Origin of the sequence: Streptomyces sp. SID14478 (assembly GCF_010548525.1) — a bacterium.
Taxonomy (GTDB): Bacteria; Actinomycetota; Actinomycetes; order Streptomycetales; family Streptomycetaceae; genus Streptomyces.
This window is the reverse complement of sequence record NZ_JAAGMG010000846.1, coordinates 1-12951: the sequence shown is the minus strand read 5'-3', so window position 1 is coordinate 12951 and position 12951 is coordinate 1. Positions and strand designations below refer to the sequence as shown.

Annotated in this window: 13 protein-coding genes; 1 reads left to right on the top strand and 12 read right to left on the bottom strand. The window is 70.0% G+C overall.

The window, feature by feature from the left end:
• Positions 1-64: 64 nt before the first annotated feature.
• From G3I40_RS27755 to G3I40_RS27715, 9 genes are all read right to left on the bottom strand, one after another.
• Positions 65-457 carry a TadE/TadG family type IV pilus assembly protein gene (locus G3I40_RS27755; protein WP_164305070.1) on the bottom strand — a complete coding sequence of 131 codons (393 nt, stop codon included), beginning with the start codon at positions 455-457 and terminating at the stop codon, positions 65-67.
• 10 nt (positions 458-467) lie between these two features.
• Entirely contained in the window at positions 468-707 is a 240-nt protein-coding gene (locus G3I40_RS27750) for a hypothetical protein (protein ID WP_164305068.1), read from the bottom strand.
• A gap of 13 nt (positions 708-720) precedes the next feature.
• On the bottom strand, positions 721-1623 hold the full coding sequence (locus G3I40_RS27745) for a hypothetical protein (RefSeq protein ID WP_164305066.1): 903 nt from the start codon (positions 1621-1623) through the stop codon (positions 721-723).
• Positions 1620-2558 carry a type II secretion system F family protein gene (locus tag G3I40_RS27740; RefSeq protein WP_164305064.1) on the bottom strand — a complete coding sequence of 313 codons (939 nt, stop codon included), beginning with the start codon at positions 2556-2558 and terminating at the stop codon, positions 1620-1622. Before G3I40_RS27740 ends, G3I40_RS27745 begins: the two co-directional genes overlap by 4 nt.
• Positions 2555-3934 carry a CpaF/VirB11 family protein gene (locus tag G3I40_RS27735; protein ID WP_164305062.1) on the bottom strand — a complete coding sequence of 460 codons (1380 nt, stop codon included), beginning with the start codon at positions 3932-3934 and terminating at the stop codon, positions 2555-2557. The genes G3I40_RS27740 and G3I40_RS27735 overlap by 4 nt, the downstream gene beginning before the upstream one ends.
• Before the next feature lie 139 nt (positions 3935-4073).
• Positions 4074-4925: a hypothetical protein gene (locus tag G3I40_RS27730; protein ID WP_164305060.1), complete on the bottom strand. Its 852-nt coding sequence runs from the start codon at positions 4923-4925 to the stop codon at positions 4074-4076.
• On the bottom strand, positions 4925-5623 hold the full coding sequence (locus tag G3I40_RS27725) for an SAF domain-containing protein (RefSeq protein WP_164305058.1): 699 nt from the start codon (positions 5621-5623) through the stop codon (positions 4925-4927). The genes G3I40_RS27730 and G3I40_RS27725 overlap by 1 nt, the downstream gene beginning before the upstream one ends.
• Positions 5624-5660: 37 nt before the next feature.
• Positions 5661-6527, bottom strand: a complete 867-nt coding sequence (locus G3I40_RS46595) for an ATP/GTP-binding protein (RefSeq protein WP_203644884.1) — start codon at positions 6525-6527, stop codon at positions 5661-5663.
• Positions 6473-7021 carry a hypothetical protein gene (locus tag G3I40_RS27715; protein ID WP_164305056.1) on the bottom strand — a complete coding sequence of 183 codons (549 nt, stop codon included), beginning with the start codon at positions 7019-7021 and terminating at the stop codon, positions 6473-6475. Before G3I40_RS27715 ends, G3I40_RS46595 begins: the two co-directional genes overlap by 55 nt.
• Before the next feature lie 535 nt (positions 7022-7556).
• Between G3I40_RS27715 and G3I40_RS27710 the strand changes: the two genes are divergently transcribed.
• Complete coding sequence (locus G3I40_RS27710) at positions 7557-8957, top strand: serine/threonine-protein kinase (RefSeq protein WP_343245030.1); 1401 nt, start codon at positions 7557-7559, stop codon at positions 8955-8957.
• A gap of 32 nt (positions 8958-8989) precedes the next feature.
• Here the strand turns inward: G3I40_RS27710 and G3I40_RS27705 are convergent, their stop codons facing one another.
• The 3 genes from G3I40_RS27705 to G3I40_RS27695 all read right to left on the bottom strand — a co-directional run.
• Complete coding sequence (locus G3I40_RS27705; protein WP_164305053.1) at positions 8990-9904, bottom strand: replication-relaxation family protein; 915 nt, start codon at positions 9902-9904, stop codon at positions 8990-8992.
• Positions 9901-12519 carry an ATP/GTP-binding protein gene (locus G3I40_RS27700; protein WP_164305051.1) on the bottom strand — a complete coding sequence of 873 codons (2619 nt, stop codon included), beginning with the start codon at positions 12517-12519 and terminating at the stop codon, positions 9901-9903. The genes G3I40_RS27705 and G3I40_RS27700 overlap by 4 nt, the downstream gene beginning before the upstream one ends.
• Positions 12489-12951, bottom strand: a 463-nt coding sequence (locus tag G3I40_RS27695; protein WP_343245029.1) for a hypothetical protein, incomplete at its 5' end; no start/stop codon positions are given. The genes G3I40_RS27700 and G3I40_RS27695, both read right to left, overlap by 31 nt.

Below are 12951 nucleotides of genomic sequence, written 5' to 3'. Positions count from 1 at the left end.
GTGTTCCCGCGCTCGTCCCGCAAGGGGACGCGCCAACCGGCCGGGGCGCACCTCCTGTGAGGCGTCACGGCGCCCCCTGGATGGTGAACCGTTCGATCGGCCCGGTGACGGTGGCGTTCACCGTCAGGTGGAAACCGGGCAGTATGGTCAGAGCCTGCCCGCGAACGTGCACACGCATCGTCTCAGCGCTGCTGCCGTCTGCGCTGACTGCAGTGCCGCGCAGCACGTTCCCCGCCAGCTCGTCCAGTGCCTGCTGGGCGCGGGTCTGGCCGTCGGCCGGCGTTGCGTCATAGGTGCGGCCGGCCATCACGCCCGCCCGGGCCGCGGTGTAGGCGATGTTGCGGGCGTAGGCCCACAACACGCCCTGGATCAGCAGAAAACAGATGATGATCACGGCCGGGAAGATGATGGCGGCCTGGATGGGGGACGACCCCCGCTCGTCCCGCAGATGTCTCATCGCCAGCTGCTCAGTCCCCGAGGTCGACGTTGTCGACCTTCGTGGACGCGCGGGTGCCCAGCGCGACCAGCGCGGCCACGATCGTGATGGCGATGCCGATCCCGGCCACCCACAAGATGACGGTCACGATCGGGTTGTCGCCCCGGTCGCCTTCCTCGTTCATCTGGCGGCGGACCTCACGCAGCCGGCGCGAAAGCACAGTAGGGAAGTGGGCGAGACGCATGCTCGCCTTCAAAAGCATGTCGGACACGAGAATCTCCGGTTCAGGTCGACAGGTTGAAAGCGTTGATCAGAGCAGGGAAGGCCATCGCGGCCAGGACCAGGACGCACATCACCCCGATCGGGCCGTGCATCTTCTCGGTGTCGGCGTTGGCCACGGCGGCCTCAGCGGCGAGCTGCTCGCTGCGCAGGCTCTGCGCGCGGTGACGCACCGGGGCATACACCGAGGCGCCCTCCTCGGAGGCCATTCGCGCGAAGTCCGCGATGTCTGCAAGCACGGCGAGTTCCAGGCGCCCGCTGAGGTGGTGCAGCGCTGTGGCCTGGCTGGTGCGCTCGACGCGGGAGGCCATCAGCGCGTCCTGCAGACGCAGGAACACCCAGCCGCGGCCCGCGAAGGCACTTTGTTCCAGGGCGGCTTCGATGGCGATGCCGGACGCCAGGCGCAGCGCGACGAGCTCGAGGTAGACGGCGATGCCGTGGGCGGCCTCGGCACGCGCTTTCCGCGCGTCGCGGCGCAGCATCAGGTCCGGGACGAACCAGCACACGACGGCGAGGATCAGACCGACGACGGCCGGCGCATACAGCGGCACGCTGATGCCCAGCAGAACCCAGGCGGCCACGAACACCGAGGGCGTGAACAGGCCGACCAGCAGCAGCACCGCCTTGTTGAACAGGAATTCCTCGGCGCTGTGGCCCAGCAGGTCCAGATCCCGGCGGGGCAGAGTGAGCGGAATCTTCCGGAGCAGCCACTGCCCGAACTGCTCCTGGGCCCGAGACTGCACGGACGTTGCGGGCTGCACGCCCGCCTGCGGCGGTGCAGGGGGCGGGTTGAGCCGGTCCAGGGCCGGCCCCAACTTGGGCGCCGCGGGCAACAGTTCATTGACCAGCAGCGCCAGACCGCCGCCGCCCAGCGCGGCGGAGACGATCACGATGCCCAGGTTGTTCATGAGGCCCCCCACACCGGCTCCGCCGCAGCGAAGCCGTCCTCGTCCGCATCGGGCCGCTCCGGCACCTTGACGGGGCTCTTGCGGTCGGGCACCAGAACCCGGGCGCTGCGCCCGCGGGTGGCGTAACTGCGCCCCCACATCAAGGTGGCGACGAAGCCGCCGCTGAGCAGCGCCAGGACCAGCTGCCCCAGCGCCCCGGCGTAGACGCCGGTGTAGGACGGGACGGTGAAACCCAGGCCGACCAAAACCAGGGCGACGATCGTCAGCCCCCGCACGGTGGTGCGGATCCGCTGCCGGTCGGCCTCGATGGCGCGGCGCTGCTTGACCTCCTCGCGCACGGAGACGGACAGGTCCTCCATGGCCTGGGCCAGGCCCGGGCCCGGGTCCCGCGCCGCCATGATCAAAGCGGCGCACACCTTGTCCCCGGTCACGTCGTCCAGGCCCCGGGCGAAGTCGGCGAGGGCCTCGTGTGCGGGCCACCCCGCCTGGATCTTGTCGGACAGGTCGATCACTTCGGCGGCGAGCGCGGTGGGCGCGTGTTTACGGGAGGCGATCAGGCAGCGTTCCAGGGCGTTGCCCAGGCGCACCATCTCCGAGAGCCGCTGTGCCCAGTCGGCCAGCGCTTCGCGCCGGGCGATCTGCGTCCTGTTCACGGCCTGCCCGGCCAGCAGCCACGGGCCTCCGACGATCACGGCGGCGACGATCACGCCGGCCATCACCATGGCGGTCACAAGCCACACCACCAGCAGAGCTACCCCGGCGACGGCAAGGAGGAGGCGGCGCTGGGCGGCGAACTGCCGGGCCATGGTGCCGCGTTCGCCCTGCCACGGCAGCGGCTTCTTCGGCGCACTGGTTCCCACCAGCCCGGCCACCGCGAGCACCACCCCGATGCCGCCCAGGGCGCCGGTGACGATCCACCACAAGGAGGGGATCATGCGCGGCCTCCGTGAAGGTAGGCCACGGCCTGAGGGGACAGCAGGTCAGAGGCCAGGCCGGCCGCGGTCAACTGCCGCATTCTGGGCTCGCTCATCCGGTCCCGGGGCACCGCGGGCCCGGCGAAGCCGTCGGACGGTCCGAAGATCTCGTTGTGGCCGGGGCGCCCGTCATGCGCGACACCGGTGACCTCCCAGATATGCGACAGACGGCGGGTGCCCTGGTCATCGACCGACAAGTGGGCGATAAAGTGCACCCCGTTGGCGATCTGCCGGTACGCCAGGCGTTCGGAAAAATTCTCCTGGGCGCGCAAGTACAGTTCGGCAACCCGGTCGAAGACCGCAGACGGGTCGGAGGCGTGGATGGTGCACATGTTGCCGCGCCGTTCACTGGTCATCACGTCCATCATCGCGGTGATCTCCCCACCGCGGACCTCGCCGACGATCGTGCGGGTCAGCGACATCCGCTTGGCAGCCTTGATCAGGTCGGTGAGCGTGATCTCACCCGCCGACCGGCCGTCCAAGCCGCGCTCGCCGTTGGTGAACCGCTCCTGCATCGGCACCACATGCGGGTGGAAGGCGCGGCTGGTCAGCGATTCGAACGTGGTCTCCGCCGTGCCGAACCGCTCCTCGGGAGCGATCTCCTTGAGCAGTGCCCGCAAAAACGTGGTCTTTCCGGCCGCTGCCTCCCCGGACACCATGATGTTGAGGCGGGCGCGGACCGCGGCCGCCAGCACATCGGCGGCCTCCTGGCTGACCGTTCCCAGCGCCACCAGCCGCGGCAGCGAGGCGTCCAGATAGCGGTGGCGGCGGATCGTTACATGGGTGCGCCCATCAGTGATCTCCGGGCCGAGTGCCTGCAGCCGCTCCCCGTCCCGCATCTCGAGCTCGACCTGCGGCGAGTGCGTGGAGAACTGCCGATTATGCCCGGAGGTGCTGATCAGGTCCCGCACCAGTTCGTGCAGTTCGGCCTCCGAGTCGGCGACCCGGTCCACCTGCACGGGGCTGCGCCGGCCGGCGTACTTGAGGAAGACCCGCTCAAAGCCCTCGATCCAGATGTCCTCCACCTGCTCGTCATCGAGGTAACGCTGCAGCCGCCCGGCACGAAAACACATGTCGAACGCAAGCGAAGCAAGATCCCGCTCCAGCGCCGGATCGACCAGGCCACCGGCCGCCACGCCCTGCGCGTCCGCCCAGACCGCCACCTGCTCATTGATCAACGAGCGGCCCCGCTGCTCCGTGGCCTCTTGGGCCAGCTTCGTCGTGCGGTGCTTGCCCTCCTCGCGTAGCTGTTCCAGCACGACCTTCTTGATGCTGTGCGCTGGGCGGAACAGCCCGGTCCGCTGCTCCTGGAAGGAAGCGGGCCCCGCCGTCTGCACGTGCGGGAGCCTCGCCTGGGCGGTCGGCGAGGGCGGCGGGCCGAATTGTCCCGGCGGGACGGGCCCGGGCGTCGCGGCAGGCTGCTGGGGCGGCAGGGACGTGCGCCGCCGCGGCGGCTGCGGACCCTGGTAGACGGGCTCAGCGCGCACGGCGCACCTCCGCCAGGCGCTGCTGCATCGGCGACCTGAGGCGCGAGCGACGCATCAGCACCAACTGCTGCAGTGGCGGGCAGGCTTCTCGCGCGGCCTTCATCAGCGGGGACCTGGCGAACTTCCGCGGTTCGGGCGCCCCGTCCGACAACACCGCCGCCTCCTCCGGCCGGTACGGCAGCGTGGTGATCACCCGGGTCTCCAGTTCGCTCTCGACTTCCCGCTTTCCGTACGAGCCCTGCGTGATCAGGAGGATGCCGAGCGACGGGCTCGGGCCGCCGTGCCCGTCCTCCAGCGCGGCCTGCACCATCGGGACACGCGACTTCGCGGCATGCAGGCTGCGCAGCGTGCCCCGCATCACCAGTAGCACCAGATCGGCGCGTTGGGCCAGCACCCGGGTGGGCCCGTAGACGCCACTGCGGCCCAGGTCAATCAGCACGTCATGCGGGTGGGTGGACAAACGGTCGATCCCGACGAACAGGTCGGCCAACGCCGGCCACTCAGGCTTCAACGAGGGCGCCAGCGACGGATCAGGCAGGCCCGGCAGCAGCACATGCCGCTCACTGGCCGCCCCGTCGTCGCCTCCCAGGCGCACCAGCTGCGTCCAAAAGGCCTGCGGCAGCGGCTGTTCACCTCGCCGCGACACGGCCAGGTTCCGCAGCCCGATGTCCGCCCGCAGACTGCTCTGCAAAGCCCCGGCCAGCACCGCACCGCCGTCGGGATCGCACTCGGCCAGCAGCGTGCGCCGATCGTCCTCCAACGGCCAACTCTGCAGCAGAGCCAACGCTGTTGTCGTCACACCGGGCGCCCCGGGCAGACCAGCCAACGCGATGACCGCCATCAGCTGCCCGCCCCGTTCACCGCCAGCGCCACGTCGCCGGCGGCCGCCTGCGCCGCCAGCTTCGGGCCCTGCGCCTTGTCCACAGCCACATCCACCACCTGCTCACCGGTGGATTCCGGCGCCGCTCCGACCCACACCACGCGGACCTGCACCGACTGCGGAGCACTCGTGTCCTCGGTCTTGGGCGCACCCGCGGACGACGATGCGGCATCCGCGGTGAACACGACCTGCACTGTGTCCTCGGGCCTCAACTGCGGCATCTGGCCCGACTTCAGCGCAATCCGAACCTTCTGCTCCCCGCCCTTCACCAACGACTTACGGGTGACCTCCTTGGGGTGCAGCAGCGCGCCAGAGTGCAGCGAGGAAAGCGCCCGCATGCCGACCACCTGACTACGCTGCTGGATGCCGACCACCTGCATCGACGGATCCAGCGCCACCGAGGCAGCCTTCAGATCACTGTCCTTGATCACATTCCCCGCCGGCACATCACGCGAAAGCTCCAGAACCTGCTGACGCTGCCCGTTCTGCGTCCAGTACCACCAGTTGCCCGCCACGCACACGGCGATACACGCCACCGCGGCGGCCACCATGCCCGGCCGACGCCGCCGCGCCTGCCAGCGGGCCTGTGTCCCCGCCCTCGGCGCTACCACCTGAGCCTCGCGCGCCGCCGGCTGGGCGGGCACATCCGTCCTGCTCACCTCACGTGCCTCTCTCGTTCGAGAATCCGCGGAACCATCAGTCGCCCACGGCCTGCAACTCGCCAACGGTGAACGCCACATCGGTCTCACGCGTCGTCGGGATCTGCCCCTGCTCACCGGTGTTCGCCTGCCACGTCACGTTCCAGTACGAAACGGCGCTCAGATGGAACTTCGCACCGGGCTCTTGCGTGGACGCCGTCTGGTAGATGTGGCCGCAGTCCGGCGACTCCAAGCCCTTGCGGGTACTCGTGAACGGCGTGCCCGGTCCGTTGCACACGACCTTCTCGCCATCTCCCGTCGACCACACGATCTTCGACACCTTGGCCGTCGCCGTCACCGTGACGCCACCGGCCGATGCCGTCGTTGAGTTCGGCCCGAACGTCGTCGCGCTCGGTGTCACCCACAACCACATCGGGACGCCGACCACGTACTTCGCATTCGCCCGCGGACTGGCGACCTTCGGGCCCACCAGCTTCATCTTGTCGACCGCCTGCTGCGCAACGACGGTCGGATCGATGGCGGGTGCACCATTGCCGGGAGTTACCCCGACGGTCGTGGTGTTGCCATCCGGGCACACGCGCTCGTAGACGGTTTTCCCAGGACCCTTGTAGAAAAGGCTCCCCGGCTCAGGCTGCGGCTCCAGAACCTGAGTCTTGCACTTCGGAGGTTTGCCCTGTGCGGCTCCCTTGGGAGCGGCGCGCCCGCCTTTGTCACCTTCACCGCGTGATGCAGTGTCTCCATCGGCCTTGCACGTGATGAACGGTGATAAGTCGCTGCAGTGCGCGCCCATGGGGACATCGGCCCCGGCGGTGTTCGTCGGGTAGAGCAGCAGGGTGCCGAGTGCGCCGGTCAGCAGGAGGTATTGGACGGCTTGACGTCTACGATCTTCCACGACTTCCCCCATTTCTCTGCCTGCACCTTGGTCACGTACTTGAGTACTTGATCTTTGGGCATGTCGACGGGTTTGCCGGTCTTCTTGTAGACGTACTTCCAGGCGGTCGTGTCCAGGCAGTCCGTCAGACTCGCCCAGGGCACCTTCTTCTCCGGCTTCAGCCCGCTCAGCGTGACCTCGTGAGTGGGCGCCCCGCGGGTTACAACGCCCTTCTCCTTGAAGCTGTCCATGGCGATCTGCGTGTCCGCCAGGGCCGGCCCCGCGGAGTACTCGCGTAGGGCAGTGCCGTTGATGCTGCCCTTGCCATAAGCCTTGACCTGCTCTGCCCACATGCGGTCGTAGGTGTCGAGCACAGCCTGCTTGACTGCCGCATTGGGGTCGGTCGGACTGGGAGTCGGCGAGGCGGCATCACCGCTCGAGGCCGAAGCCGTGGGGTCCTTGGGGCCGAGGGTTGCCTCAGGGCCCTTGCCGTCGTCACCAGAGCAGCCGGTGAGCAGGGTGGTCACGAGCGCAGCGGCGCCCAAAGTAAAGCCGATTGAGCGGACGCTTTTTCGCTTGCGAAGGGCGGAATATGCCGGGTGCCGTGCTGCTCGTGTCATGGACTCTCCCCGTGGCGTGAGGCGATCAACGGCTTCGCGAAGGGTGGTTCCAGTCGGTCTTTGGTCGTGGACCGGGGGCCTCATCGCCTCATGAGGTCCGTCTCGCCGCAACCGCTCCATCTGTACCCATACACACATCTCAATGACGGGGCGGTTCCGATTCTTCGCTGGCACGTACATTAGGCCACTCTCTGTCAACGGGCCATACCATTCCAGTAGTTGAACCGTCGAGGTTCTCCGACGGCACGTCATGTCTCTGGCCAGGTCAGGTGACTGGTCAAAGGTTGCGGCCTTGTGAAATGCGCCTGCCTTGCCCGGATCGCACTTTTACGGACTGTGCAGTTGCTGCAATGTGCGCTCCGACGTACATCCGAACTCGTCTTGACCAGCGGGCAATTGACGCGAATATGCAGATGCACACGGCGATGCAGCAAGCGGTCCGGTGGGAGGATGCGGTGGCAGGCGGGCAGGCGGGCAGGCGGGCAGGCGGGCAGGCGGGCAGGCCGCGCAGGACCCGACCCGGCTCGGGCCGTACGCGGTGCACGGTCGTATCGGGGCGGGCGGCATGGGTACGGTGTACCGGGCGGCCACGCCCGGCGGGCGCCCGATCGTCATCAAGACCGTGCGGCCCGAACTGGCGGCCCACCCCGGCTTTCGCGAGCGGTTCCGCCGCGAGATCACCGCCGCCCGCACGGTCAACAGCTTCTTCTCCGCCGCGGTGGTGGACGCCGACCCGGCCGGCGAACCACCGTGGGTCGCAGCCGAGTTCGTCGACGGCCCCGCCCTTGACACACATGTCCGCACACACGGTCCGCTCTGCGCTGCCGAGGCCGCCGGTCTGGGGGCGGGGCTCGCCGAGGGGCTGCTCGACGTGCACCGGGCCGGTCTCGTGCACCGCGACGTGAAGCCGTGCAACGTGCTCCTGGCCGCCGGCGGCCCCCGCATCATCGACTTCGGGATCGCCCGCGCAGCGGGAGAGGGGCCGACCCTGACCACCCTCGGCGCGGTCATCGGCACACCCGGTTACCTCGCTCCGGAACAAGCTGAGGGCCGCCGGGTTACGGCGGCCGGCGACGTCTTCTCGCTCGGCGCACTGCTCGTGTACGCGGCCAGCGGGCACGGCCCGTTCGGCACCGGAAACGTTCCTACCCTGCTGTACCGGGTCGTGCACGACGAACCCGATCTTGACGGGGTTCCCAGGGCGTTGAGGCCGATGCTCGCCCATTGCCTGGCCAAAGACCCCGGGCAGCGCCCTGACCTGCATCACGTCCTGACCACGCTGACTCCGCCTGCGCAGGGCCGCCCGTTGCCCGCATCCAGCGCGCAGGACCGGCCCGAGGCCAGTTCGCCGCCGGACGGCGATTGGTGGGAGGTGCCGGCCGCGACGCCCTGGTGGGACCTGCCGACCGTCGCGTCCGCGCCTGCGCTCGACGAGCCTGTGGCGCTGGCCTCGCAGCCGGTCACGGTCGCTGCCGGCGGCGAGGATGAGATCCGTGGTGCTGGGTGGCGGTGGTGGCGGGGCGGTCGCGCCGCTCGCCGCGTCCGCCGGGCTGAACAGCGCCAGCCCGCCGAGAGGGTGGGGCGGGGCGACCTGGAGACGTACCTCGCCTGGGAAGCGGGCCGGCGCGCTCTGTTGCCCGTGGAGGAGCCGCTGGTCGTCCCGGAGGTCGGGGACGTGGTGGAGCACGCCGTGTTCGGTTTCGGCACGGTCGAAGAGGTGACGGGCCGGGACACGCCGGCGGCGATCGCCCGCGTGTCTTTCGGGCCGCCGAAACCCGGCCTGCGTCGCATCGCCGTGGCGCGGGCACCGATGCGGCTGGTTCCGCGAGCCGAGTACGAGTAGGTGCTCCTGCCGTCGGGCGTGAGCGCGGCGGGTCACAGTTCGGTCCAGGGTCGTGTCGCGCCCGGGGTGCGCAGGCAGTGCCATACGGGGGCGTCGACGCCGAGGGTCTCGATGTCTTCGAGGACGGCGGCTCCGATCGGGATGGTCCGGGCGAGGGCAGCGACGGTGGGGTGCTCGCGGACCATGGTGGCGAGGTCCTCGATGCGGTGGGCCAGTGCGGTGGGTCCGGCGCCGGTGAGGATGAACAGGACGCGCGGGAATGCGGGATACCAGCGCAGCCACGCCGGTCCGCCGAGTGCGTCGGTGCGTGCCCGGCGGGTGGCGCCGACGATTGCGGGTTCGTAGATGAACAGGCGGGCGTAGTCGATGAGTTTGGCCGCGAGGCGTTCGCTGCTCATGGTGGCCCGGTCGACCTCGACGAAGGCCCGGTATTTGGTGCGCTGCCCGCCGGGAGTGTGGTGGGTGTAGTAGAGAAGGGCGTCGGCGATGAGGCGTTCGCCGTCGCCGACGTTGTGGGCGACCTCGGGGATCCAGTCCCAGGGGCCGTGTTCGTCGCCGCGGGCGCGGGCGGTGGTGGCGAAGCTGGCGTGTGCGCGGACGACGGTGAGGGTGTGCGCGGTGCGCAGGGAGGCGGCGCTGGTGGAGGTGATGGGGTAGGGCGGGCGGTCCTGCATCTGGGGTAGGTGGCGGGTGATGTCGGCGCCGGTTTCGGTGAGGTACCAGGCGCGGGTGCCGTGGGAGGCGGGCAGCACGACGCAGTCGGCGACGCCTTGGCGGCGCAGGCGGGCCAGGGCGCGGGAAATGTGTTCGCGGCGCTGGCCGTGCAGCAGGACCTGGTGCAGCAGATTTACGGTGACCATGCGGTGCTGGGCGATCATGCCGATGATCTGGTGGTCCAGGTTCTCGCGGCTGCTGGGGATGAACGGGGCGGTCTTGGGCGGGGTCATGAGCGGTATCCCTTGGTCATGTCGACGGATGCCTGGGGCGTCAGCGTGGTCAGGAAGGCGCGGACGGCGCCGAGTTGGGTAGCGGCGGCGCGCGCCGCCTCGGGCAGGGGGCGTCCGCCGGCCGCCCGGTGCGCGCGGGCGTTGAGGGTTTTGACCTGCTGGGGGCGGGCGAGGTGGGTGAAGTCGTCGTCGAGGTGGATGCCGGAGATGCGCACCGGCCCGATCCGCTGGCCGTCGACGGTGAAGGAGGCGTAGTGCTCGTACAAGGGCAGGGCGATGACCTGGTCCTCGCTGGGGCGCTCGCCCCATTCCTCGGTCATGACCTTGATGACCCGCCGGGTGCCGGTGGTGGTGGCCAGCGTGGAGGAGTTCTGCAGCAGCGCCTCGCGCACGGCCTGGGGGAGCCGGCTGAGAGACTGGGACATGCCGTGGATGAACACCTTCGATTTGCGGAGGTCTTCGAACATACTGGCCACGGACTCGGGGGCGCTGCCCGCGATGGTGATCAGCTCGTCGAGGTAGCCGCGGAAGTCGACGCGGTCGTCGGGCGCGGTGTCGCGGCGGGAGCGTCCGGCGCGCAGCAGTTCGTGCGCGATCAGGCTGGAGACCAGCCGGTCGTTGGGGCCGTTGCCGGCAGTGCAGATCCACAGGATGCGGCGCGTATCCATGGCGCGACGCAGGTTGAGGCGGCCCTGGGGCTGGCCGAGGAAGGCGTGGTAGACGGGGTTCTGGGACAGCCGAGTCAGCGGGTTGAGGACGATGCCGAACGCGTCGTAGGTCAGGGACGGGAAGACGCTGTCCCACCAGGAACTCGCCTCGTCACCCAGCTCGCCGCGCACGGCCTGGAGCGCGGCGGTCCGGAAGGTGCGGTCGGTGAGCAGCGCGGTGATGTGGAAGACGGTGGCCTGCGCCTCGGGCCGGCCCGCCGCGCAGGCCTTCGCGTTCAGGGCCGTCAGGACCTGCACGCAGGCGGTGAGGATGGTGATGCCGCGCGGCGTGCTCGTGTCGTCCCACTTCATGCCGGCGGCCAGTCCGTCGACGACGGCGTCGGTGACCTCATGGCGCGGCTGCCCGGCGCTCATGTCGAGCAGGTTCCACGCGGCGATGGGCCGGGTGTTGTCGGCCGGCTTGAGATCCACGACCTGCACCCGCGCCATGATCATGGGGTGGGCGAGGTAGGGGGCGGCGCGGTGCCAGGAGTCACCGTGCGGGTCGACGTACAGCAGTCCGCCACCGGCATGTGCGACCGCAATCGCCTGGGCCAGGGCCCGTTCGGTCTTGCCGGCGCCGGACTTGCCGAGTCCGGTCTCGAACAGCGTCTGCGCGGCATGCGTGGCGACGAGTCGGCGCGTCCCGTCGCTCTCCACGAGAGCGCCCTGTAGCAGCAGGTCTGCGTTGCCGTGCTCGAAGGTCGGCAACTGGGCGGGCAGCAGCGGGAGGCGGCAGTGCCGGGTTGGCGGCTTGAGCAGGCCCGTGAGCTCGGTGAGCCGTGCGAGGTTCGCACTGGAGGGGCGGCACTGACCCAGGTCCCAGCGGCGCTGCCAGCTGCGGCGAAGCGGCCACTGGTCCGGTCCCCACCACCAGGCGAATAGCCGCAGACCGCGCGGCGCGAGCCGCGCTTCGTGCGCGAACACCGTGAAACCGCCCTGCACCTGGGCGAGCAGGGCCCGCGCGCGGCCCTCGCGGTCGGAGGCGCAGCGGATCAGGATCTGCACGCGGGCCAGCGCGGTGTCGTCGGCAAGCTTGCCGAGCGCCTTGTCCCTGTCGACGCGCCGCGGGTGCGGCACGACCAGAGGGGCCGCGCCCTGATTGCGGCCCTGGGCGAGGGTGCGCAGCGAATCGGCGGCCGCGGCCACGTCCTGGCGCATCCACCGGGATGCTGCCCGGGCCTCGGCATGCTCTTCGCCGCGGGCCCTTTGCATGAGCTGCCAGCGCTGCAGGCGCACCGCGGGCCGCGGTGCGGGCTGCAAGTCGACGCAGATTTCCACCAGGTCGCCGAGCTCGGTCTTCAGCGCGGAGACGGCGTCCACGATCGGCTGCAGCGGATCCGGATTCAGCGGCACCTCGCGCAGATAGGAAGCCGGGTTGCCGCGCAGGACCATTTCCCCGCGCACCTCGAAGTCCCGCTGGTCACCTGCTTGCTCACACGCACGCTCGGCATCTTTGGGCGACATATTCTGTACGGCCACGGCGTCGCCGAACGCGCTCACCCGCAGAAACTTCTGCGCACCCTCTGGTCCCTCCAGCCGGTAGGACAGGGGATGCGTCTCGTCCGAGCGCATCCGAATCCGTACTGACCGCGAGCGTTTGGGGGCCCACCACGGCAGCGCGTTCGCGGCCTGCAGCATCTTCAGGCCCTGGCGCAGCACCCGCTCCTCGTCCGGGTCGAAGTACGGCGCGGGCGTCACCATCAGTACGCACCGCTCCCGCGAGGCCAGCTCGGACAGGCGCCTGCTGATCAGTTCCCACAGCGCACCTGCCGCGAGGGCGAGGAACAGCGGCACGTACCAGTGCGCGACGAGCCACCACGCGGCGCGGCCCACGGCGAAGCTGGCATCGGCGAGGTCGGGCAGGGCCTGGACAGTCATGAGGTGGCGGGGGGAAGCGGCGTCCATGCGGTGGCATCTCCGGTGCGGTGAGTGAAGGGAATGTCGGCGAGACGGCCGTCGGTGTACGTGCCGCCGCGGTCGGCCGCGGCCCACACCAGATGTGCGAGCGTCTGGCCCGGCCGGGCGGGGTCTTGGCGGGCGATCGCGGCCTGGATTCGGATCCGGGTGAACGCCGGGGAGACGGCGCCGGAGTGCGCGGCGCTGGGGAACGCGCTAGGGAAGGCGTCCTGGCCCAGTCCCGTGGCGTCCGCGCGCAGCACCTTTGCTGCCGTATCGAGCAGTTGCTTGGCCTGCGCGGCGGACAGATCGGCGGGCCAGGACTGTTCCAGCAACTGCTGGATGGCCCGGTCCCCGGCCCGTCCTTCACCCCGCGGCGGCAGTTCACCCGCGGGCGAGCGGGTCGGCGAGGCGAACTGGTCGGGCGCCGCGCCGGTGGCG